The sequence below is a fragment of the Pseudoduganella sp. GCM10020061 genome, from assembly GCF_042683405.1.
In the GTDB taxonomy this organism is placed as follows: domain Bacteria; phylum Pseudomonadota; class Gammaproteobacteria; order Burkholderiales; family Burkholderiaceae_D; genus Telluria.
The window spans coordinates 17086-43904 of the sequence record NZ_JBHUJS010000002.1; the positions used below are offsets into that span (position 1 = coordinate 17086).

Genomic DNA, 26819 nt, shown 5'->3' on the forward strand with positions numbered 1-26819 from the left:
GTACAGTGAGAGGTTCCCTCATAACCATGGCGGCCGTATGTGCGGCACTTCACCGTCTCAGCGGTAGCGAGCGCTGCGCCACCCGCCGGGAAGCTGGGGTATGATTCGGCAGAAACTTTCTTCGAGAGGCCACATGACTGCCCCGGCACCGCAGACAACCGAAACCGACGTGGTTCGCCTGGTGGCCGAACGCACCGATGACCTCACCGAGCTGCTCGGCCACCTGGCCAATTGCTGGGACGAGGAACGCCGTGGCCTGGCGCGCAAGCTGCACGACAATCTCGGTTCCTCCCTGACCGCGCTGACCATGCACCTGTCGCTGCTGCAGCAGAAGCTGCCGCCCGATCCTGCGCTGCAGGACCGCGTGGGACAAATGCGCCAGCTGCTGACGCAGGTGGTCAATGCCAACCGCGAGATGCAGCTGAACCTGTGGAACGACAAGCTTGAATTCCTCGGCATCAAGGCCGCGCTGAACGACGTGGTGGAGCGCGCCGCGCAGGAACACGGCATCAAGGTGCGCGCCAGCCTGCCGGAAGACGATGTCGAGTGCACGCGCGAGCACAGTATCGCCTTGCTGCGTTCGGCGGAGGAAGGATTGCGCAACGTGGCGCGGCACGCGATGGCGCACCACGCGGAAGTGGTGCTGGACGACACAGGCGAGACGCTGGTGCTGACGGTGCGCGACGACGGCATCGGCAACGCGGCGATCGACATCGATTCGCGCAGCTGCCACGGCTTGCGCATGCTGCGCGAACGGGTGCGCTTCCTGGGCGGCACCATTGCGGTCGCCAACGCGCCCGGGCACGGCACCATCCTGACCGTTACCCTCCCCCGCTGATGTGCCGGGCCGCGGCGGCCCGGCGGATCAGTGCAGCTTCACTAGCGGCGTGGTGCGCTTGATCAGGAAGCGCGCCAGCGCCAGCACCGCGGTACGCATCGCCCCTAGCACCGCCTTGTGGTGCATGAGGTGCAGGCTGACGTACATCATGCGCGCGGTGAAGCCTTCGACGAACCAGCTCAGGCCCTTGAGCGATCCCATCAGGCTGCCCACCGACGTGCTCTGCCCCACCGATACCAGCGAGCCGTAATCCTTGTACACGTAGCCTTGCCGCGGCGCGGGCCGGCCCGCCTTGGCGCGCAGGAAGGAATCAAGCAGGTAGTCGGCCTGCTGGTGCGCCGCCTGCGCGCGCGGCGGCACCTGGACGCCGCGCGCGTCCTTGCAGTCGGCGCAGTCGCCCAGCGCGTACAGGCCGGGCATGCCGCCGACCTGCAGGCGCTCGTCGACGATGACCTGGCCGCCCTTGGCCACCGGCAGCCCCATCTCGCCCAGGAAGTCTGGCGCGCGAATCCCCGCCGCCCACACGCACAGGTCGGCCGGATAGACATTGCCTTCCTTGTCGCGCACGCTGCCGGGCGCCACTTCGGTCACGCGGCACGAAGTCACCACCTTGATCGCGCGGCGATCCAGCAGCCGGGACGCAGCAGCGGAAACCTTCTCGGGCAGCGGCGCCAGGATGCGCGGCGCGCCTTCCAGCAGCGTGATGCGCACGTCGCGCAAGGCTTCATGGCCCATGCCGTAGGTCGCATACGCCCCGCTGGCTTCGCGCAGTTCCGCTGCCAGTTCCACCCCGGTGGCGCCGCCGCCGATGATCACCACGTCGATGCCGGCGCCAGGCTCGCCGTCGTTGCGGTATTCCGCGCGCGCCAGCATCTTGAGCAGCGTGAGCCTGAACCGCTCCGCGTCCTCGACCGCGTTGAGCGAAATCGTGTGTTCCTGCGCGCCGGGTACGCCGAAGTAGGCCGAGACGCTGCCGACCGCCAGCACCAGCGAGCCGTAGTGCACGCTGCGCGCGGGCAGGACTTCCTCGCCCTGGCCGGTCACGATCGGGCCGACAGTGAGGCTGCGCCCGTCCGCGTCCAGCCCCGTCATCGCCCCGTACACGAAGGTGAAGCCGTTATCGTGGGCCAGCATCTGGTACGACAGGCCTTCCTGGTGCACGTCCAGGGTCCCGGCCGCCACCTCGTGCAGCGACGGCTTCCAGATGTGGTACAGGCGGCTGTCGACCAGCGCCACGCGCGCGGGGCCGAGTTTGCGGCCCAGCTTGCAAGCCAGTTCCAGTCCGCCCGCTCCGCCTCCGACGATCACAAATTCGCTGCGCAAAGCCAACCTCCTGTCGATCAGTGAGCCCATCCGGCGGGCATGATTGCCAGTTTACTATGATCTGCAGGCAGCCGATTGGTCGCTTCCAAAGAGAAACTTTCTGTTAGTATAAAAGCCATCCCTGCTATTGGAGGACGAGCCATGCCGACCATCCGCCGTGCCCTCTTCTGTGCCAGCCTGCTCGTGAGCGCCGCCGCCACGCCGGCGGAAAAAGACCACCTGGTCGACGGCAAGCTCGCGCGCACGATGGCGGAGGAAATCCATGCCGTGTTGTCCACCGACGCGCTGCCGCCGCGGAGCCGGGCGGAATTCGATGCGGCGCTCGCCGCGTTGCGCCAGGCGGCATCGGCCGAACGGGTCAGCGAAAAGCTGCTGCATGCGCGCGTCAACCGGCTGCTCGGCACCATCGATTCGGACGGGCATACCCACCTGATACCACGGCAGCGGATGGAGGCGGCCCACCAGCCGTTCGACCCGGCCTCGCGGCCCGCAGCAGCGGCGCCCGCCTACACGCTCACGCTGGAGGACGCAACAGTGTTGGTCATCGCGCCGCCGCCCACGACCACGCAGGGCGGACGCAACATCGTGCAGGCGGCCGACGCCTTCCTGGACGCCGTGCGCACTGCGGCCGGCGCGCGCGATGCGTGCGCGCTCGTGGTGGACCTGTCGGGGCAGACCGGCGGCAACGCGTGGCCGGGTATCGCCTCGCTGGCCGATCTGGTCACGCCCGCCAACACGGCGCAGGTGGAGACGCGCGACGGCAAGCGCGGTGCGTTGACGCAGTTGGGAGACGTGGAGTACTACACGATGCAGCTGCGCGACGAGAACCGCCAGCTGCTGTCGCGCTTCCGCGAGCTGCCTTTCGCGGTGGTGGTGTCGCGCAATACCTCGTCGGCCGGCGAAATGATCGGCATCCTGCTCAAGGGCGAGCCGCGTTCGCGCGTGTTCGGATGGCCGACCGGCGGCTACACCACCGTCAACCGCACGGTGACGCTGGCCACCGGCGATGCGCTGGCGGTCAGCGTGGCCAGGTACGCGTTCGATGGCCAGCCGGCGATCCGCGGATCGTTCGTGCCGGATGTCGCGTTCGCGCCCGGGGACGCAAAGGATGCGCCGCTCCGGCAGGCGGCCGCGTGGGCGCGGGCGCAGTCCTGCGCGCGGGTCCAGCGGAAAGGCTGATCCGGGCTGGTCCCCTGCCTGCCCGCTGAAGTGGAGCGGCGACCAAAAAAAACGGACCTTGCGGTCCGTTTCCTGTTGATGGCATCAGGCCAGGCGTTCAGTGGCCGCGGCCATGCCCGTTGCCGTGACCGTGACCCTTGTCCTTGTGCTTGCCCTTGCCATGGCCGTCGTGGCGGTCATGGTCGCGGTAGTCGCGGCGGTCGTCGCGCCGCTCTTCGCGGCGGCCATCGCGGTAGCCGTCGGCATAATGACGGCGGTCGTCGTAGTAATCACGGCGCACTTCGCGGTAGTGGCGCTCGCGGTAGCGCGGCGCATATTCGTTCAGGTACCAGTCGTCCCGCACGAAGTACACCGGGCGACCGCAGGCCTCGTACCGGCGGCAGTAGCGCGCCCAGTTCTTGCGGTGGCCGGGCGGCACGCGCAGGTAGACAGGTTCGGCCACGTAGCGCACTTCGCGCTCGATGATGACCGGTTGCGAGATCAGCACCGGCGGCGCCGCATAGTCACCGATGTCGATGCGGCCGTAGAAACCGGGCTGGCCGATCGTGACCGACACATTGGTTTGCGCTGCGGCGGGCAGGATTGCGCCGGCGAAGACTGCAGCTGCGAGAATCAGGTTTTTCATATTGTGGCCTCAGTGGGTGAATGCATGGAACAGATTGTACCCACGCCACGCGCAACTTTTGTGCGTTCACGCACGCCTGGATTGTTACCAAACGTGTCATGCGTAACCGGCCTTGCGCACGCCCTTCCGATACGCTACATCGCCTTGAACAGCGCCATGAACGGCTGGCTCACCGTCAGCGTCTCCGGGCGGTTCTTGAGCTTGACGACGCCGCGCCCCGTCTCGTCGCGCGTGACCGAGGCAATCGCGCGCAGGTTCACGATGGTCGAGCGGTGGATCTGCTTGAACACGGCCGGATCGAGCACTTCCAGCAGTTCGCGGATCGGCTTGCGCAGCAGCGATTCCCCCTGCGACGTCATCACCACCGTGTACTTGCTGTCGGACTGGAAGTACGCCACGTCCTCGATCATGATCAGGCGCGTTTCCGTGCCCGTGCTGGCGGTCAGCCACACCAGCGGCTCGTGCCTGGCCTTGGGCGGCATGGCGGGCGCCAGCACCTTGAGCAGCTCCGCCAGCTTGGCCGCGTCGGCTCCCGCGCGCGCCTTGAGCCGCGCTACCGTATGCGCCAGCCGGTCCTTCGACACCGGCTTTTGCAGGTAGTCGACCGCCCCCTTGTCGAAGGCATCGATGGCATATTGGTCATATGCGGTTACAAATACGATCTGGGTGCCCGGGCTGGCGCTGGCCATTGCGCCGGCCACCTCGATGCCGGTCAGTCCCGGCATGCGGATGTCGAGGAAGGCCACATCCGGCTTGAGGCGGTCGATCGCCTCCAGCGCGGCGCCGCCGTCGTCGACCGCCGCCACGATCTCCAGCTCCGGCCAGGCCTCGCCCAGCATCTGCACCAGCGCGTCGCGCAGCAGCGCCTCGTCTTCGGCGATTACGCAGCTTGCCATGGTTGATTCTCCTTGAGAGTCGAATTCGGCACGGTGATGGTCGCCGCCACGCCGCTCGGGAAGTTGGCCGCGATGCTGAACGAGGCCGCGTCGCCGAAGGCCAGGCGCAGGCGTTCGCGCAGGTTGGCCAGGCCGATGCCTGTGCCGCCGCCCTCGGCCGAGAAGCCGCGGCCGTCGTCGCCGACCGTGATCGCCACCGAGCGGTCGAAGGCGCGCGCCAGGATCCAGATGTTGCCGCCGCCGGACTTCGGCTCCAGGCCGTGCTTGATGGCGTTTTCGACCAGGGTTTGCAGCATCATCGGCGGCACCATCAGGCCATGCAGCTCGTCGGGCACCTCGATCTGCAGGTTCAGGCGCGAGCCCATGCGGATCTTGAGGATGTCGAGGTAGGCGCGGGCGCGCTCCAGCTCCTCGCCGAAGGTGGACATCGAGACGCCGGCGCGCGGCAGCGAATGGCGCAGGTACAGGATCAGGTTGCCCAGCATCTGGTCGGCGCGCTCGGGATCGGTGCGGGTCAGCAGCTGGGCGCTGGCCAGGGTGTTGTACAGGAAGTGCGGCTCGACCTGGGCCTGCAGCAGCGACAGGCGGGCGGCCATCAGCTCCTTCTCGGTCACGGTCTGGAGGGCGGACGCCTGCTCGTTGCGGCGGTGCTCGGCGACGCGGCGCGTCAGGGCGCGCGAGATCGCCTCGGCGTTTTCCAGGTTGGTGCCGTCATCGACCAGGAAGATGTCGGTCCAGGCAGGGCGTTCCGGCTCGCACACCAGCATCACGGTGCCGGCGCTTCCGTTGGGCGTAACGGTGGCCAGGATCTGATTGCGGCGCGGGCCGAGCCAGCGGCGCTCGGGCTGCCCGTCCGGGACGTCGTTGTACGGGTTGATGCGGGTGACCTTGGCGCGCACCTGCAGGCTGTCGCGGGCGCTGATCACGTTGTGGGTGCCCGGCAGCTCGCGGATCGCCGCGTCGACGATGGCGAATGCCTCGTTCGAGTCGAACGGGATCTCGATCTGGCGGCGGTGGCGGTTGGCCAGCGTGCTGCGGTCGAGGCGGTCGGCGATCAGGCGCACCCGGCGCAGGTGCGAGAACGCGACGCTGGCGACCAGGCCGGCGATGATGAAGCCGATCAGGACGAAGAAGCCTTCGGAATCGTGCAGGCCGATCGCATCGAGGATGACTTCGGAGAAGAAGATCGCGACCGCGAGGTAGGCCAGGAACCAAGCGGTGACCAGGCGCAGGACAAGGAAGAATGCACTCATGATGGGTTCTTTTAAGTGGTTGGGACTGGCTTCACGATAGCAACGCCGGTGCCGGACGGGGTGCATTATGCGATGGAATGGCCGCGGCGGCGACGAAATGGCCCTTTCCGAGCGCGTGTGAGGCAGAGGGGATACCCCATGCGACGCGGCCGGCACGAATCCGGTAGCATCGGGACATCGAACCGACCAGGGGAGCGACCATGCAGACCATCCTGAAATCCGTGCTCGCCGCCCTCGCCTGCACCTTGCTGCTGGGCGCGTGCGACACCAAGCCGGAGCCGACCAAGCCGAAAGTCGAGATGAACAAAGCGCAATAGTGCCAACAGCCGGGTTTGGCCGCTGTAAGGCACAGTTGACGCAAGATCGGCATGGTTCGGCGCTGTTGGGCAGGGATATGGCCCGATCCCGGGAAATGAGCCGGGATAGGGTAAGATGCGCGCTGTTTTAATCTTTTGACCACTGATCCATGACGTTTGCTTCGCTTGGCCTGATCGACTCCCTGCTGCGCACCCTCGGGGAGCTCGGCTACGCATCCCCGACCCCGGTCCAGGCGCAAGCCATCCCCGCCGTGCTGGAGGGACGCGACCTGATGGCGGCCGCGCAGACCGGCACCGGCAAGACCGCGGGCTTCGCGCTGCCGCTGCTGCAGCGCCTCGTGATGGAAGGCACCCAGGTGGCGCCCAACAGCGTGCGCGCGCTGGTGCTGGTGCCCACGCGCGAGCTGGCCGACCAGGTGCACGAGAGCTTCAAGGCCTACGCCGGCGCCCTGCCGGTGCGCACCCTGGTCGCGTACGGGGGCGTGAGCATCAATCCGCAGATGATGAGGATGCGCAAGGGCGTGGACCTGATCGTGGCCACGCCCGGCCGCCTGCTCGACCTGCACCGCCAGAACGCGGTGCGCTTCAACCAGCTGCAGGTGCTGGTGCTGGACGAGGCCGACCGCATGCTCGACCTGGGCTTCTCGCGCGAGCTGGATCAGATTTTCGCGGTCCTTCCCAAGCAGCGCCAGACCCTGCTCTTTTCCGCCACCTTCTCCGAACCGATCCGCGCGATGGCGGCGAAGATGCTGCGCGACCCGCTCTCCATCGAGGTCGCGCCGCGCAACACGGCAGCCAAGACCGTGCGCCAGTCCATCGTCACGGTGGACAAGAAGCGCAAGACGGAACTGTTCCTGCACCTGCTCAAGCAACGGCAATGGGGCCAGGTGCTGGTGTTCGCCAAGACCCGCCGCGGCGTGGACGAACTGGCGGTGGCGCTGGAAAAGCGCGGCGTGCCGGTCGATTCGATCCACGGCGACAAGCCGCAGCCGGCGCGCATGCGCGCGCTGGACCGCTTCAAGGCCGGCGAGGTGCAGGTGCTGGTCGCGACCGACGTGGCCGCGCGCGGGCTCGATATCGACGACCTGCCGCTGGTGGTGAACCTGGACCTGCCGATCGTCGCGGAAGACTACGTGCACCGGATCGGGCGCACCGGCCGCGCGGGCGCCAGCGGCGAAGCGCTGTCGCTGGTGTGCGCCGACGAGGCGCCGCTGCTGGCGGCGATCGAGACCCTGACGCGCCAGACGCTGGCGCGCAGCGAGGAACCGGGCTTCGTGGCCGAGCACCGCGTGCCGATGACCAATGCAAAGGGCGAGCTGGTGAAAAAGCCCAAGAAGCCCAAGAAGCCGAAGGTGCATGCCGCGGTTGTGAAGGAAGACGTCCGCTTTCGCAAGCCCTGAGCGCAGGCTGGCCCGTGGCGGCCGGCGCGCGCGGTGCGGCCGGCGTGACATGTGGCGTGCCCCCCATGCAGGGCGGCTGTCACGGATCGCGCGATCCGGGCGTCGAAAATATTGCTACAGGAAAATGTGTGGCATACACAACACTAGCGCGCGGGGCCCGCGCGCCGTGCAGAGGCAAGTCAGCGCACCAGGCCGAACTTCACCGCGTAGTGGATCAGCGCCGCGTTGGTGGACAGGCCCATCTTGCGGAAGATGCGGGCGCGATACGTATTGACGGAACTGATGCTGATGCCCAGTTCCGCGGACACCTGCTTGATCTGCTTGCCCGCACCAATCATATTGAGTACGGCACGTTCGCGCGGCGTGAGCGACTCGTGCGCCGGGCGCGCAGGCGGCGTCGCGGCATCGGTCGCCAGCAAGGCTGCGAGGTTCGCGCTGACGTAGGTCGAGCCGGACATCACGCGGCGGATGCCGAGCACCAGCTCCTCCGCCGCCATCGACTTGCTCACATAGCCCGAAGCACCGGCGCGCAATGCGGCAATCGCGTACTGCTCTTCCGGGAACATCGACAGGATCAGGACGCGCTGGCGCGGGAAGCGCGAGCGCAATTCGACCAGTCCGGCCAGCCCTTCGTAGTCGGGCAGGCTCAGGTCCAGGATCACGAGGTCGGGTGCGGACTGCTCGACCAGTTCGGCCAGTTCCTCGAAGCCGGCAGCCTCGCCCACCATCCGCAGGTCTTTGTGCGAACGGATGATCTTCTTGATCCCTTCCCGAATCAGTTCGTGGTCGTCGGCTATAACAATCGTGATCAATCGCGGCTCCTTTGTTGCCGCCGATTGTAGCGGGATACGGGTCTTGATGTAAGCGGCGCGCGGCTCTCGAAACCGCGCGGCAGCAGCGCCGACACCAGCGTCCCGCGCGGGCGCAGCGGACCGACCAGCACCCTGCCGCCGGACAGCGCCGCGCGTTCGCGCATGCCGACCAGGCCCAGGGTCGCACCGCCGCCGGCGTTGCGTTCGATGCCGACACCGTTGTCGCGCACGCGCAGCAGCAGCTTGCAGCCGCGCTCCTGGACCGATGCGACGACCTCGGTCGCCATTGCGTGGCGCAGCACATTGGTCAGGGCTTCCTGGAAAATCCGGAACAGCTCCCCGGCCGCCGAGTCCGACGGTCCGCGCTGGTCGGACGGCAGCTCCAGCACGAAACGGATGCGGGTGCGGCGCTCGAAATCCTGCGCGTGCCAGCGGATCGCCGCGTACAGTCCCTGGTTCTCGACTTCGGGCGGGCGCAGGTCGCGCGCGATCGACCTGACCGACCCGATCGCCTGCTCGAGCGAATCGGACGCGCTGCGCAGCTCCGGGACCAGCATCTCCCGCGGCACGGGTCCGCTGCCCGACTGCACGTCCTCCAGCAGCAGCTTGATGTCGATCTTGGCAGCGGAGAGCAGTTGTCCAAGGTGGTCGTGGACCTCGCGCGCCAGCGCAATGCGTTCGTCCTTGCGCACGCTCTGCAAGCGCTCGTACAGCTCGCGCAGCTCGGATTGGGATGCGCGCACCATCTGCTCCGCGCGCTTGCGCGCGGTGATGTCCTGGACGATCTTGACCAGGTAACGCGGCCTGCCGTCATCGCCGGGGATGGTGCCGACGAACTTGTCGGCCCAGATCGTTTCGCCGTCCTTGCGCAGGTAGCGCACTTCCATGTCGAACCGGGTCAGTTCGCCCGACAGCAGCCGCCGGACCTGCGCCTGCCCGCGCCGGAAGTCGTCCGGCTCCGTGATGTTCTCCAGCGTCTGCCCGCGCAACTCGTCGTCGCCGTAGCCGGTCAGGCGCCAGAACGCGCGGTTCGAACGCACGATCCTGCTTTCGAGGTCGAGCATCGCGATCGCCGCCGGCGCGCGGTCGAACAGCGCCTTGAGCACTTCGTTGGCGGCATCCAGGTCACGGGTACGCGCGCTCACGCGCCGCTCCAGCTCATCGTGCGCGAGGCGCAGGCTGGCTTCCGCCTCCTTGCGCGCCGTGATGTCGTTCCCGAGCGCGAACGCGCCATCCGAGGTCGGGTAGCAGCGCACGTTGAACCAGCGGCCGGAACGCTTGTGCAGGTACTCCATGCCGACGATGCACCTCTTCTCCATGGCCTCGCGCAGGGCCGTGAGCGTGGGCGAGGCGTCCGGCCGCACCTCCTCGAACAGCCTGCCGACCATGTCTTCCTTGGGCCTCCCGGCCAGCTGGACCGAGGCATTGTTCATGGCGCGGATGCGCAGGTCATGGCCGATGTGGACGAAGGCATCGCTGGTGCCCTCGATCAGGCTCTCCAGGCTGCCGCGGATGTCGGCCAGCTGCGACAGCAGCAGGTCTTCGCGTTCCAGCGCGGCCCGGCGCAGGCGCGCCAGCTTGAAGTGCGAGCGTACCGTGGCCACCAGCTCGCGGCCGCTGAACGGCTTGGCCAGGTAGTCGTCCGCGCCTGCGGCCATCGCTTCCAGGCGCGCGTGCTCGCCCGCGTGGGCCGACAGCACGATCACCGGCACCGACTGGATCGCGCGCTCCGCGCGGATCCGGGCGAGCAGCTCGAAGCCGTCGACCTCGGGCATCATCACGTCCAGCAGGACCAGGTCCGGGCGCTCGCTGCGGATCGCGTCCAGGCCGGCGCTGGCCGAGCTGGCGGTGACGACCGTGCCGACCTCGTTCAGCAGGCGCTCGATGTAGCGCAGGATGTCGTCGTTGTCGTCGATGACCACCAGCTTGAACCGTTCGGATGCCGGGGCTGGCGCCGGCCCGGCCACGCCCCTTTCCGGCCGGGTCGCAGCAGGCGCCGTGCTGGCGAATGCTGCCTGCGTGAGCGCGCCCAGGCTGGGCGCGCGCGGCTGAACGGCGCGCTCCGGCATCCGGTCGGGCAGGCGCACGGTGACGAGCGTCCCCTGCCCCGGCCGGCTATCGATGGACAGCGAGCCCTCGTGCAGGCGCGCCAGTTCGCTCACCAGCGCCAGGCCCAGGCCGGTGCCTTCGGCAGGCCGGCCGGCGCCCTGGCGTCCGCGATAGAAGCGGTCGGTCACGTGCGGCAGGTCGTCCGCCGCGATGCCGATGCCGGTGTCGCGCACCGTCAGCTCGATCGCGCCGGCACGGCGGCCCAGCACCAGTTCCACCCTGCCCGACGGCGTGTACTTCAAGGCGTTGGAGAGCAGGTTGAGGACGATCTTTTCCCACATCGCGCTGTCGACCATAGTCTGCACCGCACGGGGATACGCGCGCACCTCGAACTCCACCCCGGCCGCATGGAACCCGGAGCGGAACAGGCTGGCCAGTTCGCCGGTGAGCGCGCCCAGGTCCACCTCTTCCAGATGCGCCTCCATCTTCCCTGCTTCGATGCGGGCAAAATCCAGCAGCGAGTCGACCAGCACTTTCATGCGCGCGGTATTGCGGCGTGCCATCTCCAGCAATTCGCGCGCGTCCGCCGGCAACTGTGCGCCCGCGTCTTCCAGCAGCATGCCGAGCGGCCCCTCGATCAGTGTCAGCGGCGTGCGCAGCTCGTGGCTGGCGTTGGCGAAGAATGCGGTTTTGGCCTGGTCGAGCTCCGCCAGCGCTTCCAGGCGCTCCTTTTCCATGCGCGCCGCCTCGGCATTGGCCACCGCCGTCGCCACGTGCCCGGCCGCCAGCCTGAAGAACGCCTTGTAGGGAGCGTCCAGATCCTTGCGCGGATTCACGCCCAGCACCAGCACGCCGTTCGGCTGGCGCCGCCCGGGCAGCATCAGCGGCAGCGCGACGCAGCGCGACGCCGGCGACACGCAGACGGCATCGCCGCCGGAAGGGCCGGACAACAGGCCGGTCTCGAACACCTGCATCTTCCCCGTCGAGAACGCGCGCGCCACCGGGTGCGCGCTGTCCGTGCCCAGCGGGACGTCATCGTAGCGGCAGTGGCTGCACGCGCCGCGCGCGAACACGCAGCGCGCCAGCTCGCCGTCGCGGTCCTTCAGGAACATGGCGGCGGACGGCACGTCATCCGGGTTGGCCTCGAAGGCGTCGGCGATGCTGGAATAGGCCGCCTCGCTGCGCTCGGCCGCGACACGCGCCGCCAGCTCGGTCAGCGTGCGCATGCGCCGCTCGTTGATATAGCGTTCCGAGGTCTCCAGCACCGACAGGAACAGCCCCGTGATCGTCCCATCCGGCTCGCGGATCGGGCTGTACGAAAACGTGAAGTAGGCTTCTTCCTCGAATCCGTGGCGCTTGAGGACCAGCAGCAGGTCGTCGTAGCGCAGGGCGCGCCCGGTCTCGAGCACCGAATGCAGCATCGGGCCGATCGTCGGCCAGATCTCTTCCCACACGTCGCGGGTGGGCTTGCCCAGCGCCCAGGGATGCTTGGCGCCGAAAATGGAACTGGACGCGTCGTTGTAAATATAGACCAGGTCGCGGCCCGCCAGCACGACCAGCTGGAAGGTCGAGTTGAGCGCAATGCTCACCGCCGTGCGGATGCTCTCCGGCCAGGTAGCGACCGCGCCGGCCGGCGTGGCCGCCCAGTCGAGGGCATTGACGCGCTCGACCATCTCCCCCTCGCCGACGAAATGCGGCGGCCGGGCCGCCTGCTCCGGTGCGCCGCCCGCCCTGTCTTCGCGCCTGTTCATCGGTGCCGCTCCCCCCTCAGGTAACCAGGCTGCATGGTAACGCATGGCCGCAGCCGCGCGAGGACCAGTGGAAACGGACGATTCGGAAAAAGTATCACAGGCGTGGCTGTGATACTTCCTGTGTATCACAGCGCCGGGGCGGCGCGGATATAATGTTTGCCAACACCTTCGGAGGCAGGGGCCATGGAAAACATCAAACCGATTACTGACAACTTTCACGCAACCGCGCAGCTGACGCCCGACGACGTGGCCGCCATTGCGGCGGCCGGCTACAAGGGCATGATCTGCAACCGTCCGGACGGGGAAGCCGGTCCCGAGCAACCGAGCCACGAAGCGATTGCCGAAGCGGCGCGCGCGCACGGCATCGCTTTCGCGTACGTGCCGGTCGTGCCGGGCCGGATCACGTCCGAGGATGTCGACAAATTCCGCGCGGCGCTGGCCGAGCTGCCGTCGCCGGTGCTCGGGTACTGCCGCACCGGCAACCGCTGCAACCAGCTTTACCAGCTTGCCCACGGTTAGCGTTCGGGGGACGGTACCCGCATCAAATGAAAAGGGGCTCCGAGGAGCCCCTTTCCTATTCAGCCGCCAGCGGTATCAGTGCTGGCCTTGCGATTCCGATTCGCCCTTGCCATGGCTGTGGCCATGGGTCCAGGCTTGCACCGGCACCGCCGCACCTTCCGCACCTTCGAAGTAGAACGGCTTGCGCGCCTTCGGCGTCGCGCCCACTTCGTTCATGGTCGCGGTCTCGTACACGCGGCCGCCCAGCATCACGTGGGTGATGCGGTCCGACTTGCGGATGTCCGAGACGACGTCGCCGTCGATGATCGACAGGTCGGCCAGCTTGCCCACTTCGAGCGAACCGACGTCCTTGTCCAGGCCGAGGTACTTGGCGCCGTTGATGGTGGCCGAACGGATCGCCTCCATTGGGCTCATGCCGCCGCCGACCAGCGACCACATTTCCCAGTGCGCTCCCAGGCCTTCACGCTGGCCGTGCGCGCCGATGTTGACCGGCACGCCGACGCGCTGCAGCTCGGTCGCGGTCCTCGCCACGCGGAAGACGTTGAAGTCTTCTTCCGGCGCGGTCTCGCGGCGCACGCTGCGCGGCTCGAGGATCGACTTCGGCACGTACTTCGACAGGATCGGGTGCTGCCACACGTCGGTGCGGGCGTACCAGTAATGCTCGCCATCCAGGCCGCCGTAGGACACCACCAGGGTCGGGGTGTAGCCGACACGGGTCTGCGACCACAGCTGCTTGACGTCGTCATACGCCTTCTCGACCGGGATCGAGTGCTCCACGCCGGTGTGGCCGTCCACCACCATCGTCATGTTGTGCTGGAACAGCGAGCCGCCTTCCGGCACCACCATCATGCCGGTCTGGCGCGCAGCTTCCAGGATCTGCTGGCGCTGTTCGCGGCGCGGCTGGTTGTAGCTCTTCACGCTGATCGCGCCCGCGGCCTTCATGCGGCGCAGGTGGGTCATCGCATCGTCCAGGCTATTGACCGGGGCCGCGAAATTGCCCTTCGCGCCGTACAGGATCGTACCGGTCGAGAAGATGCGCGGACCGACCACATCGCCCGCACGCTGCATTTCGCTGTGCGTGAAGATGGTGCCGGTGTCGTTGGACGGATCGTGCACGGTGGTCACGCCGAACGCGAGGCCGGCGTAGTTCACCCAGCTTTGCTGCGGCACGATGCCGTCTTCGCCCATGGCGCCGTGCCAGTGAGCGTCCACCAGGCCCGGGATCACGGTCTTGCCGGTGGCGTCGATGCGGGTCGCGCCAGCCGGCACGGCCACGTCCGATGCCTTGCCGATGGCGGCGATGCGGCCATCCTTGACCACGATGCGGCCGTTGTCGATGATCTCGTCGCCCTTCATGGTGACGATGCGGGCACCGTCCACCACCACGGTCGCGCGCTGCACGGCAGTCGGGGCCTTGAAGCCGATCTTCACGCCCGGCTGCTTGACCACAGCCTGCATGCGCTCCTTCTCCTTCTTCGCATCCGGGTCGGCCGGCGCAAAGGCGGTCTTCATGTCGCGGGTGAACAGCTCGTCGCCCAGCGAGAAGTGCAGCGCGCTGCTGTCGCCGGCCCAGTGCAGGTAGTCGCCCGCATCCACGTCGAGCTGGCGGATCGGCAGCGAATCGGTCTTCTCGCCGATCGTCACGGCCTTGCCTGCGAGCGGCAGCGGTGCCACGAAGGTGTGGAAGCGCTCGCCGTAGGCCAGCCATGCGCCGTCCGGCGACACCGCGAAGTTGGTCACGAACTCGCCCTTGGCGACCGTGAATTCCTCGCGCTTGTCCATGTTCACGCGCACCAGGTTGGTCATCGAATCGACCTCGTCCTTCCGCTCGGTGCGGGTCAGGTACACGTGCTCGCTGTCGGCCGCGAACTGCGGGTTGGCGCCGCGTTCGGTGATCAGCTCAGGCTTGCCCTTGCCGCTGGCAGCGACGCGGTACACGCCCTGCTCCATGCCGTACCACGGCGTGGTCAGGTAGCTGCCGCCGTCCTTCACGTACACCACCTGCTTGCCGTCCGGGGTGAAGGTTGGCTGGAGGTACTTGCCCGGCGCGTCGGTGAGGATGGTTTCCTTGCCCGACCTGAGGTCGATGGTGCGGATCGAGCCGAGCTTCTCGTCGTTCCAGGTCGCGAACACGACCTGCTTGCCGTCGCGCGAGAACTTCGGGAAGTACTCGAAGTGATCGCCCTGCTTTGTCAGGCGCTTCGGTTCGCCGCCTTTGGCCAAGTCGCGCACGTACAGGTGGCCGAGCGCGGAGTAGACCACCTTGTCGCCCTGCGGCGCCACGTTCACCCAGCGCAGCTGGCGCACGTTGAACGCATCCGGGGACACGTCCTGCTGGAAGCGCAGCGCCTCGGTCACCATGCGGGTGTCCTTGACGTGGAACGGGATCTCTTTGGCGGACTTCTTGAATGGGTCCACGCGCCAGATCTTGCCCTTGGCCCAGACCACGATCTCTTTACTGCCCGGCATCCAGGCAAAGGCCGGATAGACGCCGTGGATCGCCCATGCTTCCTGCATGTCGCGTTCCAGCTCGCCCCACGCCGGAGTTTCGCGGCCGGTGGTGAGGTCCTTGATGAACAGGGTGGACTGGTTGCGCACGCGGCGCACGAAGGCCAGGTACTTGCCGTCCGGCGAAGGGGTCGGGCGCACGGCGCCGCCGGCGCCGCTGACGAACGGCGTGGTCTGCTCTTCCTTCAGGTCGCGGCGGAAGATCTGGTAGATCTGGCCGTTGGAATTCTTGTTGTACTCGAACACGCGGCCCGGGGTGGTGTCCTGCGAGTAGTAGACGTAGCGGCCGTCCGGCGAGAACGCGGGCTCGCCCAGGTCCTTCTGCCAGTTCGGCTTTTCGTTGAGCTGCACGCCGGCGCCGCCCTGCACGTGGAACATCCAGATTTCGCCGGAGCCCAGCGAACGGGTGCCCGAGAAGTGCTTGCGCGCGGCGATGTACTTGCCGTTCGGGTGCCACACAGGGTTGTTCAGCAGGCGGTACTTCTCCTTGCTGATCTCGCGCGCGCCGGTGCCGTCCACGTTCATCACCCAGATATTGTCGCCGCCGGCGGCGTCCGACATATAGGCCAGCTGCTTGCCGTCCGGGGAGAAGCGCGCCTGCATTTCCCACGCCATCGAGTGGGTCAGCGGCTTGGCTTCGCCGCCTTCGATCGGCAGCAGGTACAGGTCGCCAAGCAGGTCAAAGACGATGTGCTTGCCGTCCGGGCTGACGTCGACGGTCATCCAGGTACCGGTGCGGGTATCGATATTGACGGTGGCTTTCGGGCCGGGCGGGTTGTTGACGTCCCACTTCTTCTTGTCGCCGTTCGCTTCGTCGGCTGCGTGGGCGGCCGACATGGCCATGATGGCAGCGAGGACGGCTGCGCGCGTTGTGTTCATATGACTCCTACTCCTGTGATAGCGGCCGTCGGCGGCCGTCTTTTGGCTGGATATGAAAAAACCCGCCATGGCGGGTCGTCCGGCGTCTCCACCGGTCGCAAGTCCTTGTTTTGATAGAACACCTGACAATGACCCGCTGATTTTATCACGCGCAACTATGCGAAAAACCGCGGAATTGTTGCGGCTTTGTGTCAGCGCGGCGCACGGCACAAGGGGCACCAGACCGTGATAACACTGCCGAAAGGCAACATGGCGTCGTTGTAAAAATAACAGCTCTATACTGGTTTCACTGTTGTCGCGAAAGCGATAGCTATATCAACACCTGCGTGGCACGGCTATGCATTGGACGCCAGGAGTACGCACCGAACGATCCATAGCCGTCCTTCTCAGGTGAGCCTTTTACAACATCACAGGAGAACATGCATGAGATCCCAACTCTTGAAATCGCTGCTCGCAGTGGCCGTTGCATCGACCCTCACCGCGTGTGCCAGCGGTAACCGTGACACCGATGCCGATACCGCCATGACCACCTCGGACGCCGCCACGATGGACCAGATGGCCACCGGCACCGCGTCCACCGCCCAGGCAGCGCCAACTTCTGCTGACACCAGCGTAGCGGACAGCAGCCAGATGACCACCACCAGCAGCAGCCAGGTCGACGCGACCGCAAGCAGCCAGATGGGCGCCTCGACCAGCGGCCAGACCGGCGCATCGGGCACGCAGATGGCAACCACGGGCCAGGCAAGCAGCACCGGCCAGCAGTATCCGACCAGCGGCCACGCGACCAGCAGCCAGGCGGCGACGTCGGGCACCACCCAGCCGGCTACGCAAGGCAGCAGCCAGTGGTCCGCTAGCCAGTCGAGCGCAATGGGCACCCAGTCCGGCGCATCGACCAGCCAGTCGACCTCCACGGCCATGGACAGCAGCAGCCAGACCAGCACCATGAGCAGCCAGGCCGGCATGGATGGCCAGATCAGCGCAGCCGGCGCGATGAAGACCGAAATCGTCGAAGGCTCGCAGATGGGTGCGTCGACCGGCGGCGCCACCGCGGCAAGCATGGATCAGCAGGCTGTGTGCGGAATGTATGCGCAGCTCAAGAGCGCTCGCTCGACCGAGGAACGCGAGAAGATCCTGACCGCGATGCTGCTCAACGTTCCGCGTGGCGACTCGGCACTGGTGGACGTGCGCGAGCAGTGCGCTTCGGCGGCGCCGTAACCGGCGGCCGTTTGAACGCGGCAGGCCTGTGCCGGCAAGCGGACACCGCCAGGTGTTCCCTTGCCGCGCGGGCTGCGCCCGGGTAGGTCCTAGTCAGTTTGCAACGGCCTGGGGTCCTCGCTGTACGCTACGTAGAGCGGGTGCCTCGGGCTGCCATCCTTGTTGATTGCGAGCGCGTAGGGTTCGATATTGGACCGGCGCAGCAGCGCGAGTACCTGGGCATCGCGTCCCAGCAGTGTTCCATCGTTGCCCCAGCCGCAGATCACCCTTCCCGCCCCTTTCGCCGCCTTGACGATGGCCCTGTCATTGCCCGGCCCGACCGGATCGTCCGCCAGCAACAGTGCGCGCGGATCGGTGGAGCGCCATGCAAACAGGTTGGCCACATGCAGTCCGCCAAATCCCATCGCACGTGCACGGCGCTCGCAGCGCTCGATGGTCGGATCGTTGCGGACCTCGTCCGCCGTGGACGGATTGAGCATCAGGAACAGGCAGTATGGAGCGGCCGTGTCCCAGTAGCGCCACAGGCTGTAGCGGTACCGCCCGCACGCCGAGAAGCGTGCGCCTGTGGTGCGCTTCATCGCGCGGCCTCCAGCTTGTGCACCAGGCCGTCCGTATGCAATTCGTAGCTCGCCAGGTCGCGCGCGAGGAACAGCTGGCCGGCGTAGGACTGGCGCGCCTCCGCCTCCAGCTCCTTCATGCCGTCGGCGCTGTCGTAGCGGGGACTGAAATGGGTGAGGATCAGGTTCGGCACCCCGGCCTGCGCGGCGAACTGCGCCACCTGCTGCACCGAGCTGTGCGTCGGTCCCGGGCCGACCTTTTGCGAGATGGCTTCGGTGTAGGTGCCCTCATGGACCAGCAACTGCGCGCCCTTGCATGCATCGGCAAGCAGCTGCGGCGCATCGTTGTCGCCGCCGACCACGATCGCCGCGCGCTCGACCTGCGCCTTGCGGAACTGCGATGCCAGCAGCAGCGTGCCATCGTCCAGCTGCACATTGCGCCCTGCCTGCAGCTCGCCCCAGCCGGGTCCGGGCGTCACGCCGCGCGCACGCAGGGCCTCGGTATCGAGCTTCCACCTGGATTTTTCGGCCGCAAAGCGGAATCCCACGCTGGGCACACGATGCGACAGGCGATGCCATGTGATCGACAGGCCGGCTTCCTCATAGGACTGCTGGCCGCCATCGACCTCGACGTGCACGAGCGGGAACGGCAAGGCCAGGGCCGTATGCTCGAAGGTCGCGTCGAGCCACAGGCGCACCGCGCGCGGCGCGATCAGCACCAGCGGCCGCTTGCGCGCGCCCATCGCTGCACTCGCGAGCAGGCCGGGCAAGCCGTAGGTATGGTCGCCGTGCACGTGGGTGATGCAGATGCCGGCCAGCTCGTGCACCGTCAGCGGCACGTGCTGGAGCCGGTGCTGCGTCGCCTCGCCGCAATCGACCATCCACCAGTCCCGGCTCAGGCCAGGCTGCACGGCAAGCGACGTCACGTTGCGGTATTTGGTGGGCATGCCGGCCGAGGTGCCGAGGAAGGTCAGTTTGAACATGTCGCCATTATGCCGCCAACATACCTTGCTTCGGGCGTTGACCTTTCGACAATTCCGACCGCTCGCGGCTGCCCCCAAACGAATCCCCTCTTCCTTGCAGGGTCTTAGGGCACTATACTGCGACCCGGTGTTGTCGGATATCCGCCACCCCGTATCAATACAAAGACGTCGTGCCCCGCACATGAAACGAAGCTCGCTACGCGTAATACTGCTGTCGCTCGTTCTGCTGTTCTCGCAGCAGATGGCGATGCTGCACGCGCTCGGGCACTGGCGGGCGGGCACGAACATGGTGGCCGGCGCGCAGGACGGCGCCGGCACGGCAGGGAAAAAAGCCCTTGCCGACAGCACCAGCTGCGCGCACTGCTCCACGTTCGCGCAGTTCGGCTTTGCCCTCGGCACACCGTGGCATACCCGCTTCGATTCCGATGCTGTCGCGGCGCGCAACGCCCTGCCCGACACGCCCGTCGCGTGCCTGCGCACCGTCTGCAGCTTCCGCTCGCGGGCTCCTCCTCAAGTACTGGCAAGCTAAGTTGTGCTTTTAGCCGTTGCGGCCCCGCGCCGCGACGCTGTCATCTATTTTTGTTGAGGTTATTTATGTACCACCGCACTTTGATTGCGGGCGCCGTGTTATCCACGCTCGCTCCGCTGACGCAGGCGCAATCCGCGCACAGTGACATCCAGCAGGTCGTCGTGACCGCGACCCCATTCCGCTCCGGCGAAGGCGACCAGATCCTCACCCCGGCAAAGGTCCTGTCAGGCAATGAGCTGCGCGACAAGGTGGGCGCCACGCTCGGCGAGACCCTGTCGCAGGAACTCGGCGTGTCCGCGTCCGCATTCGGCGCCGGCGCCTCGCGCCCCATCATCCGCGGCCTGGAAGGCTCGCGCGTCAAGATGCTGGAGAACGGCATGGCCGTCTCCGATGTCTCCGGCCTGTCCAACGACCACGCCGTGGCAGCGGAAGGCGCAACCGCCGTGCAGATCGAGATCCTGCGCGGCCCGGCATCGCTGCTGTACGGTTCCGGCGCCATCGGTGGCCTGGTCAATGTCGTCAACGAGCGCATCCCGACCGCGCTCGAACCGAAGCCATTCGGCCACATGGAAGCGCGCCTTGGCACGGTGGACCGCAGCCGCAACCTGACGGGATCGGCCGATACCGCCGTGGGCAGCGTGGCGCTGCACGTGGATTCCAACTTCCGCATCACCGACGACTACAAGTTCCCCGGCACGCAAGTCGCCGGCGACGCCAGCTCCGCTACGGGACGGCTGCCCAACAGCGCCACCCGCTCCGGCGGCGGCGGCTTCGGCGGATCGTACGTGAAGGACTGGGGCTATATCGGCGCATCCGTCTCCACGCTGGACAACCTGTACGGCATCCCGACGGAAGAAGCCGCGCGCATCGACATGAAGCAGCGCCGCTACGACGCCAGCAGCCTCGTAAAGAACCCGTTCGACGGCTTCAAGTCGCTGCAGGTCAAGCTGGGCTACTCGGACTACGAGCATGCCGAACTCGAACCGGACAATACGCCGGCCATCCGCATGAAGAACCGTGCGGTCGAATCGCGCTGGGAACTGACCCACAATCCGGTGGCAGGTTTCAGCGGCACCTTCGGCATGCAGTCGGAGCACTCGAACTATTCGGCGCTGAGCGCGGAAGAAGGCCACGGCCACGCCAATACCGTCCCGCGCACCAAGTCGGCGTCGACCGCGGCCTTCCTGGTCGAGGAAAAGAGCTTCGGCCCGGTCCGGATGAGCGCCGGCCTGCGACTGGAAACGGTGGAGCGCAAGCCGGAGACGGGTATGAACCGCAAATTCGACCTGACCTCGTACTCGATCGGTGGCCAGTGGCGCTTCATGCCGGGCTACGCCGCCGGCGTGACCGGTTCGGTGGCCCAGCGCGCGCCGGCGACGGAGGAACTGTATTCCGAAGGCCCGCACGAAGCGACCGCCACCTTCGACATCGGCAACCCGAACTTCCGCAAGGAGACCTCGCGCAATATCGAGCTGACCATGCAGAAGACCACGGGCCTGGTGCGCTGGAAGGCCAACCTGTTCCAGAACGATGTGAAGGACTTCATCTACGGCGACATCACCGGCAACCTGCTGGACGACGAAGGCAACCCCGGCGACGAACTGCGCGAGCGCATCTTCGCCCAGGCCGACGCGACGATCCGCGGCGCGGAAGCGGAACTGACCATCAACGAAACCGGTCAGGGCTGGTCCGGACGCCTGTTCGCGGACCGCTCGCGCGGCACGCTGGACCATGGTGGCAGCCTGCCGCTGCAGCCGGCCGACCGCGTCGGCGCGACCATCGGCTGGAAGTCGAGCGCATGGCGTGCGGGCGTCTCGCTCGTGCATGGCATGGAGCAGGACCGGCTGGCCAGGCACGAGGAATCGCGCACGCCTTCCTACAACCAGCTGAGCGCGAACCTGTCGTATACCCAGCATCTGGGCACGCAAGACCTGACCTGGTTCGTGCTGGCCAAGAACCTGCTGAACGAGCAGATTCGCACGTCGACCTCGGTGCTGAAGGATGTGGCGCCGCTGCCGGGCCGAAGCCTCGTGTTCGGGGTGCGGAGCCGGTTCTAAGCGCTGAACAGATGGGGACTGCCCTTGCGGGGACAGTCCCTTCTTCCGTTCTCACACCATCGGCGGCATTTTGGTGATCAGTTTGTCGAGCGTGATCGGATAGTCGCGCACGCGCACGCCGGTGGCGTTGTAGACGGCGTTGGCGACTGCGGCGGCGACGCCGCAAATGCCCAGCTCCGCGACGCCCTTCGCCTTCATCGGTGACGACATCGGGTCGGTCTCGTCCAGGAAGATCACCTCCTGGTACGGGATGTCGGCATGCACGGGCACCTCGTAGCCCGCCAGGTCATGGTTGACGAAAAAGCCGCGGCGCTTGTCCACCGCAAGTTCCTCCATCAGTGCAGCGCCCACGCCCATCGTCATCGCGCCGATCACCTGGCTGCGCGCCGTCTTGGGATTGAGGATGCGTCCCGCCGCGCACACCGCCAGCATGCGGCGCACACGCACTTCGCCGGTCGCGCCATCCACGCCCACTTCGACGAAATGCGCGCCGAACGTGGACTGCTGGTAGCGCTTGTCCAGGTCTCCGTATTCGATGAAATCCTCGGCGACCAGTTCGCGCTCGCCGGCTGCGTCGGCAAGCGACAGCGTCCGTCCCCCGGCGCGGATCATGCCGTCGGCGAACGTCGCGTCAGCCGCGTTCACGCCAGCCTTCTGCGCCACCGCTTCGCGCAGCTTCATGCACGCCGCGTACACGCCCGCAGTCGAGTTGTTGCCGCCCCACTGCCCGCCCGAACCGCATGACACCGGGAAGCTGGAATCGCCCAGCCGCACCTGCACCCGCTCCAGCGGCACCCCCATCATCTCGCTGGCGGTCTGCGCGATGATCGTGTAGCTGCCGGTGCCGATATCGGTCATGTCCGTTTCGACGGTAAGGAAGCCGCGCCGGTCGAGCCGCACGCGTGCCGCCGACTTGGTCAGCAGGTTGTCGCGGAACGCCGCGGCCACTCCCATGCCGACCAGCCATCGGCCATCGCGCAGCGCCGCCGGCTTCGCACTGCGGCGGCTCCAGCCGAACCGCTCCGCGCCGATCTCGAAGCATTGCACCAGCTGCCGTTTCGAGAATGGCGGATGCGGGATGTGCTTCTCCTGCTCTTCCGGCTTCTTCGACTGCGGATCGGCCGAGGGCGGCTTCGGCGGATTATCCGGCACCACCTGCGTGTCGTTGAGTATGCGGAAGCGGATCGGATCCATGCCGAGCTTTTCCGCCATCTCGTCCATGGCGATTTCCAGCGCCGCCATGCCGGGCGCCTCGCCGGGAGCGCGCATCGCGTTCGCTTCGGGCAGGTCCAGCACGGCCAGCCGGTTGGCGGTCATGCGGTGCTCGCCCGCGTACAGGGCGCGCGTCTGGGTCGCCGCGTTCTCTGGCTTGCCGTTCGGGAGGTCGCCGGACCAGCTCTCGTGCGCGATGGCGGTGATCCTGCCTTCGCGCGTGGCGCCGATGCGGATCCGCTGCAGCGTCGCGGCACGGTGGGTGGTGTTGTTGGGAACGAGCGCGCGCTGCAGCGCCACCTTGACCGGCCGGCCCGCTGCCTTCGCGCCCAGCGCAGCGAGCAGTGCATCGGAGCGCAGGAACAGCTTGGCGCCAAAGCCGCCGCCGATGTAGGGCGAGAGGACGCGCACCTTCTCCTTCGGCATCCCGAGGGTCTTGGCCAGGTCGCCTACGGTCCACGCGACCATCTGGTTCGAGGTCCACACCGTCAGCTGGTCGCCATCCCATGCCGCGATGCTGGCGTGGGGCTCCATCATCGAATGCGATTCGTTCGCCGTCGAGTAATTGGCGTCGAGCTGCACGGGCGACGAGGCGAAGCCGCCGGTGAAATTACCCACCTTGGTCTCGGCCGACCCGCGCTTGGGCGCCACGGCCTTGTTCTTGACCGCGTCGAGATCGAAGCTGCCCTGCTCGCGCGCATACTTCACGTTCAGCCGCAGCGCCGCATCCCTCGCCTGTTCGAAGGTTTCGGCCACCACCAGTGCAATGGCCTGGTGATAGTGCTCGATGCGCGGCCCTGCCAGCAGCATCGCCGTATTGAAGTTGCCCTTGCCGATCTTGCCCGCGTTGGCGGCCGTGACCACCGCAATCACGCCGGGCGACGCCTTTGCGGCCGCGACATCGATGGAAACGACCCGTCCCTTGGGGATGGCCGAGCCGACGATGTAGCCGTGCGCCTGGTTGGGCACGACATCGTGGCGGTCGTGCGCATACGGAGCAGTGCCGGTGGACTTGAGCGGACCGTCGATGCGGTCGATGGGCTTGCCCACCACCTTGAGCTGGTCGATGGGATTGGTGGTGGCGGGAGTATCGAATTTCATGCTTGTCCTTTCGCGTCGGCGATGACGGCGGCCAGCGTACGCTCGACCAGCGCAACCTTGAAGGCATTGTCGTGGGTAGTGCGTGCACCCGCGAGCATGGCTGCGGCCACGGCTTGGGCGCCGCGCGGCATCTCGCGCTCCGCCGACTCGACGCGCCAAGGCTTGTGCGCCACTCCGCCCAGTGCCACGCGCCCGGTGCCGTCGCGCTGCACGACGGCAGCCACCGACACCAGCGCAAACGCGTAGGAGGCGCGGTCGCGCACCTTGCGGTAGGACTGGACTCCGCCGGCAGGACGCGGCAGCGTTACCGAAGTGATCAGCTCACCCGCTTCCAGGCTGGTGTCGATATGGGGCGTATTGCCCGGCAGGCGGTGGAAGTCCGCGATCGGAATCACGCGCGTGCTGCCGTCCGGCCGTACCGTCTCGACCTGCGCGTCGAGCACGCGCATCGCGACCGCCATATCGCTCGGATGGGTGGCAATGCAGGCTTCGCTCGTTCCGACGATGGCATGCACGCGGCTGAATCCATCCAGCGCACCGCAGCCACTGCCCGGCTTGCGCTTGTTGCAGGGCTGGTTGGTGTCGTAGAAGTAGGGGCAGCGGGTCCGCTGCAGCAGGTTCCCCGCCGTCGTCGCCTGGTTGCGCAGCTGACCCGATGCGCCGGCCAGCAGCGCGCGCGACAGCACCGCGTAGTCGCGCCGCACGCGCGGGTCCGCGGCCAGGTCGGTGTTGCGCACCAGCGCACCGATGCGCAGGCCGCCGTCGGGCATCGCCTCGATCCGGTCCAGCGCGAGGTCGTTCACGTCGATCAGGTGGGCGGGCGTCTCGATCTGGAGCTTCATCAGGTCGAGCAGGTTGGTGCCGCCCGCAACGAAGCGCGAACCGGGAATGCGCGCTGCGGCCGCTGCGGCTTCCGCGGGCGTCGCGGCCCGCTCATAGGTAAACGGCTTCATCGCCTGACTCCCGCCACCTCGGCAATCGCGTCCTGGATGTTGGAATACGCGCCGCAGCGGCACAGGTTGCCGCTCATGCGCTCGCGGAATTCCGCCTCTCCCGGCTGCGGCGCGGCGTTGAGGTCGGCCGTCACGTGGCTGGGAATGCCCGCCCTCACCTCGTCCAGCATCGCCACCGCAGAACAGATCTGCCCGGGAGTGCAGAAGCCGCATTGGTAGCCGTCGTGCTTGACGAAGGCGGCCTGCATCGGATGCAGGTTGCGCGGCGTGCCCAGGCCTTCGATGGTGGTGATGTCGTGCCCTTCCTGCATCACGGCCAGTGTCAGGCAGGAGGTGACGCGGCGCCCGTCAACAATGACAGTGCACGCGCCGCACTGGCCCTGGTCGCAGCCTTTCTTGGTGCCGGTCAGGCGCAGCCGTTCGCGCAGCGCATCCAGCAGCGTGGTGCGCGGGTCGATCATCATCTGGTGCTCGGTGCCGTTGACTCTCAGGCGAATGCTCACGTTCGTGGGGCTGGCTGGAACGGCTCGCGGCGCTGCCGCAGCGGCCTGTGCAGGTTGTCCGTGGGATACCGCGACAACGCCTCCGACCGCCACCGCGGTCCCTTTGAGAATCTGTCGGCGAGCGGGATTGAATTCAGACATAGGCGAACTCCTGGAATGGTTGGGCGGGACACCAGTGCGTCCTTGAGTGCCGCGCGCGCCGGGCTGCAAGCGACAGAACCCGTCACCGCATATTCGCTCAGAGTTCAGGCCGGTGTCGTCCATTACATTAGGGACACACCGGCGGTGGCGGAATCGGTCAATTCATGGCGGATTCCGCCATTTCCTTGTCCAGCGCGACACCCCTTGACCTTCCCACAATTGGAAGGTCTATAGTGATGCCTTTACTTCATAACAAGGGCGACATGTTCGCGTTGCGCGCTGAAACCATGAAGGCGGCGGTTGCTGCCGGCGTGAACACTTATCGTAGATCAAGCTCGTCCCAATCCTGCTATACTTTCCCAAGATGAATCGAACGCTCAAGACATTGCTGCTCTGGCTTCTCATGGCCGTGCTGCCGCTGAATGCGGTAGCCGCGGCCGTTGGCGTGTCTTGCAAGGCCGTCCACGGCCAGCAGACCAGCGCTCATCCGGCCGGCCACCAGCAAGGCGGCCAGGCCGCGGCCGCCGGTCATTCCGGCCACGAGTCGGGCGCGCATGCAGCCGCATCGGCCCCGTTGGATGACGCGGACAGCAAGTTCAACCACTCGACCTGCAGCGCCTGCTCCGCATTCTGCATCGGCGCATTTGCCCCTCCACCTTCAGCGGTTCCATCACAATCCCCGACCGGGTCGGAATCCGTACTGATTACGCCCGCACCCTGGGTCGCCGGGTTCATACCCGACGGCCAGAAACGCCCTCCCCGGCAGCTCCCTGCCTGATCGCGGGATCGGCCGTACGCGGCGCGGATTCCCGAACCGAGACGTGCGCAAGCACGCCTGTTCCATCGATTGGAGGTTAATCTCATGAAAAATCTGTATTGGTTCGTCCTGGGCGCGCTCGCCAGCACCCACCTTGCTGCGATCGGCCAGGAGGCCGCTTCCAGGAAAGCGCACGATGCCGACGCCCCTGTCCCGGCGCTGGCATACCACTCCGCTTTCGAGGGCTTCTCCCTCACCGAGCGCGAGCCGGCCGTCACGCCCGACCAGGCGTGGCGCCCCGCACATGCGCAGTTGACGCAGGCGCAGGGGCACGCTGCGCACCACGGTGGCCACACCCAGGAGGCGGAGGCGCCAGCCCAGCCGGCTCCCAAGGCGCCGGCCAAGCCGCAGCCCAAGCCTGAACACCAGCACCAGCATCAGCACCAGCACGAGGGCAAATGA

The 26819-nt window shown here is 67.0% G+C and carries 21 protein-coding genes; 8 read left to right on the forward strand and 13 right to left on the reverse strand.

The window, feature by feature from the left end:
• Positions 1 to 133 precede the first annotated feature (133 nt).
• Positions 134 to 838, forward strand: a complete 705-nt coding sequence (locus ACFSQR_RS03905) for a sensor histidine kinase (protein WP_377728315.1) — start codon at positions 134 to 136, stop codon at positions 836 to 838.
• Positions 839 to 865: 27 nt separating this feature from the next.
• Here the strand turns inward: ACFSQR_RS03905 and ACFSQR_RS03910 are convergent, their stop codons facing one another.
• Complete coding sequence (locus ACFSQR_RS03910) at positions 866 to 2191, reverse strand: NAD(P)/FAD-dependent oxidoreductase (RefSeq protein ID WP_377728316.1); 1326 nt, start codon at positions 2189 to 2191, stop codon at positions 866 to 868.
• Between the two features lie 111 nt (positions 2192 to 2302).
• On the opposite strand from ACFSQR_RS03910, the gene ACFSQR_RS03915 reads away from it, so the two are divergent.
• Complete coding sequence (locus ACFSQR_RS03915) at positions 2303 to 3340, forward strand: S41 family peptidase (RefSeq protein WP_377728317.1); 1038 nt, start codon at positions 2303 to 2305, stop codon at positions 3338 to 3340.
• A 97-nt stretch (positions 3341 to 3437) separates the two neighbouring features.
• Here the strand turns inward: ACFSQR_RS03915 and ACFSQR_RS03920 are convergent, their stop codons facing one another.
• From ACFSQR_RS03920 to ACFSQR_RS03930, 3 genes are all read right to left on the reverse strand, one after another.
• Positions 3438 to 3965 (reverse strand): hypothetical protein, encoded by a 528-nt coding sequence (locus ACFSQR_RS03920; RefSeq protein ID WP_377728318.1) that lies wholly within the window; start codon positions 3963 to 3965, stop codon positions 3438 to 3440.
• A gap of 134 nt (positions 3966 to 4099) precedes the next feature.
• Positions 4100 to 4861, reverse strand: coding sequence for a LytR/AlgR family response regulator transcription factor (locus ACFSQR_RS03925; protein WP_377728319.1), 762 nt, complete (start codon positions 4859 to 4861; stop codon positions 4100 to 4102).
• Entirely contained in the window at positions 4846 to 6114 is a 1269-nt protein-coding gene (locus tag ACFSQR_RS03930) for a sensor histidine kinase (RefSeq protein WP_377728320.1), read from the reverse strand. The genes ACFSQR_RS03925 and ACFSQR_RS03930 overlap by 16 nt, the downstream gene beginning before the upstream one ends.
• 466 nt (positions 6115 to 6580) lie before the next feature.
• Between ACFSQR_RS03930 and ACFSQR_RS03935 the strand changes: the two genes are divergently transcribed.
• Positions 6581 to 7831, forward strand: coding sequence for a DEAD/DEAH box helicase (locus tag ACFSQR_RS03935; RefSeq protein ID WP_377728321.1), 1251 nt, complete (start codon positions 6581 to 6583; stop codon positions 7829 to 7831).
• A gap of 179 nt (positions 7832 to 8010) precedes the next feature.
• Here the strand turns inward: ACFSQR_RS03935 and ACFSQR_RS03940 are convergent, their stop codons facing one another.
• Together ACFSQR_RS03940 and ACFSQR_RS03945 are read right to left on the reverse strand one after the other, a co-directional pair.
• Entirely contained in the window at positions 8011 to 8643 is a 633-nt protein-coding gene (locus ACFSQR_RS03940; protein ID WP_377728322.1) for a response regulator, read from the reverse strand.
• Entirely contained in the window at positions 8640 to 12443 is a 3804-nt protein-coding gene (locus ACFSQR_RS03945) for an ATP-binding protein (protein WP_377728323.1), read from the reverse strand. The genes ACFSQR_RS03940 and ACFSQR_RS03945 overlap by 4 nt, the downstream gene beginning before the upstream one ends.
• A 183-nt stretch (positions 12444 to 12626) precedes the next feature.
• Between ACFSQR_RS03945 and ACFSQR_RS03950 the strand changes: the two genes are divergently transcribed.
• Positions 12627 to 12962 carry a TIGR01244 family sulfur transferase gene (locus ACFSQR_RS03950; RefSeq protein WP_377728324.1) on the forward strand — a complete coding sequence of 112 codons (336 nt, stop codon included), beginning with the start codon at positions 12627 to 12629 and terminating at the stop codon, positions 12960 to 12962.
• Positions 12963 to 13037: 75 nt separating this feature from the next.
• On the opposite strand, the gene ACFSQR_RS03955 is transcribed toward ACFSQR_RS03950, so the two are convergent.
• Positions 13038 to 16349, reverse strand: coding sequence for an amidohydrolase family protein (locus tag ACFSQR_RS03955; RefSeq protein WP_377728325.1), 3312 nt, complete (start codon positions 16347 to 16349; stop codon positions 13038 to 13040).
• A 423-nt stretch (positions 16350 to 16772) separates the two neighbouring features.
• Here ACFSQR_RS03955 and ACFSQR_RS03960 point away from each other — a divergent pair, with 423 nt between their 5' ends.
• Positions 16773 to 17564: a hypothetical protein gene (locus tag ACFSQR_RS03960; protein WP_377728326.1), complete on the forward strand. Its 792-nt coding sequence runs from the start codon at positions 16773 to 16775 to the stop codon at positions 17562 to 17564.
• 89 nt (positions 17565 to 17653) lie between these two features.
• On the opposite strand, the gene ACFSQR_RS03965 is transcribed toward ACFSQR_RS03960, so the two are convergent.
• Both ACFSQR_RS03965 and ACFSQR_RS03970 read right to left on the reverse strand, forming a co-directional pair.
• A complete protein-coding gene (locus tag ACFSQR_RS03965; RefSeq protein WP_377728327.1) occupies positions 17654 to 18142 on the reverse strand; it encodes a DUF1643 domain-containing protein in 489 nt (162 codons plus the stop codon).
• The gene (locus ACFSQR_RS03970) at positions 18139 to 19104 is read right to left on the reverse strand and encodes a ribonuclease Z (protein WP_377728328.1); all 966 of its coding nucleotides are present in this window, start codon (positions 19102 to 19104) and stop codon (positions 18139 to 18141) included. Before ACFSQR_RS03970 ends, ACFSQR_RS03965 begins: the two co-directional genes overlap by 4 nt.
• 181 nt (positions 19105 to 19285) lie before the next feature.
• On the opposite strand from ACFSQR_RS03970, the gene ACFSQR_RS03975 reads away from it, so the two are divergent.
• Positions 19286 to 19633, forward strand: a complete 348-nt coding sequence (locus tag ACFSQR_RS03975; RefSeq protein WP_377728329.1) for a hypothetical protein — start codon at positions 19286 to 19288, stop codon at positions 19631 to 19633.
• A 65-nt stretch (positions 19634 to 19698) separates the two neighbouring features.
• Complete coding sequence (locus ACFSQR_RS03980) at positions 19699 to 21690, forward strand: TonB-dependent receptor (RefSeq protein WP_377728330.1); 1992 nt, start codon at positions 19699 to 19701, stop codon at positions 21688 to 21690.
• A gap of 51 nt (positions 21691 to 21741) precedes the next feature.
• On the opposite strand, the gene paoC is transcribed toward ACFSQR_RS03980, so the two are convergent.
• From paoC to ACFSQR_RS04000, 4 genes are all read right to left on the reverse strand, one after another.
• The gene (gene paoC / locus ACFSQR_RS03985) at positions 21742 to 24003 is read right to left on the reverse strand and encodes an aldehyde oxidoreductase molybdenum-binding subunit PaoC (RefSeq protein WP_377728331.1); all 2262 of its coding nucleotides are present in this window, start codon (positions 24001 to 24003) and stop codon (positions 21742 to 21744) included.
• Positions 24000 to 24956, reverse strand: a complete 957-nt coding sequence (locus tag ACFSQR_RS03990; RefSeq protein WP_377728332.1) for an FAD binding domain-containing protein — start codon at positions 24954 to 24956, stop codon at positions 24000 to 24002. The genes paoC and ACFSQR_RS03990 overlap by 4 nt, the downstream gene beginning before the upstream one ends.
• Positions 24953 to 25600 carry an aldehyde dehydrogenase iron-sulfur subunit PaoA gene (paoA, locus tag ACFSQR_RS03995; RefSeq protein ID WP_377728333.1) on the reverse strand — a complete coding sequence of 216 codons (648 nt, stop codon included), beginning with the start codon at positions 25598 to 25600 and terminating at the stop codon, positions 24953 to 24955. The genes ACFSQR_RS03990 and paoA overlap by 4 nt, the downstream gene beginning before the upstream one ends.
• Positions 25601 to 25949: 349 nt before the next feature.
• Positions 25950 to 26156 carry a hypothetical protein gene (locus tag ACFSQR_RS04000; protein ID WP_377728334.1) on the reverse strand — a complete coding sequence of 69 codons (207 nt, stop codon included), beginning with the start codon at positions 26154 to 26156 and terminating at the stop codon, positions 25950 to 25952.
• Between the two features lie 306 nt (positions 26157 to 26462).
• Between ACFSQR_RS04000 and ACFSQR_RS04005 the strand changes: the two genes are divergently transcribed.
• On the forward strand, positions 26463 to 26819 hold the full coding sequence (locus ACFSQR_RS04005) for a hypothetical protein (protein ID WP_377728335.1): 357 nt from the start codon (positions 26463 to 26465) through the stop codon (positions 26817 to 26819).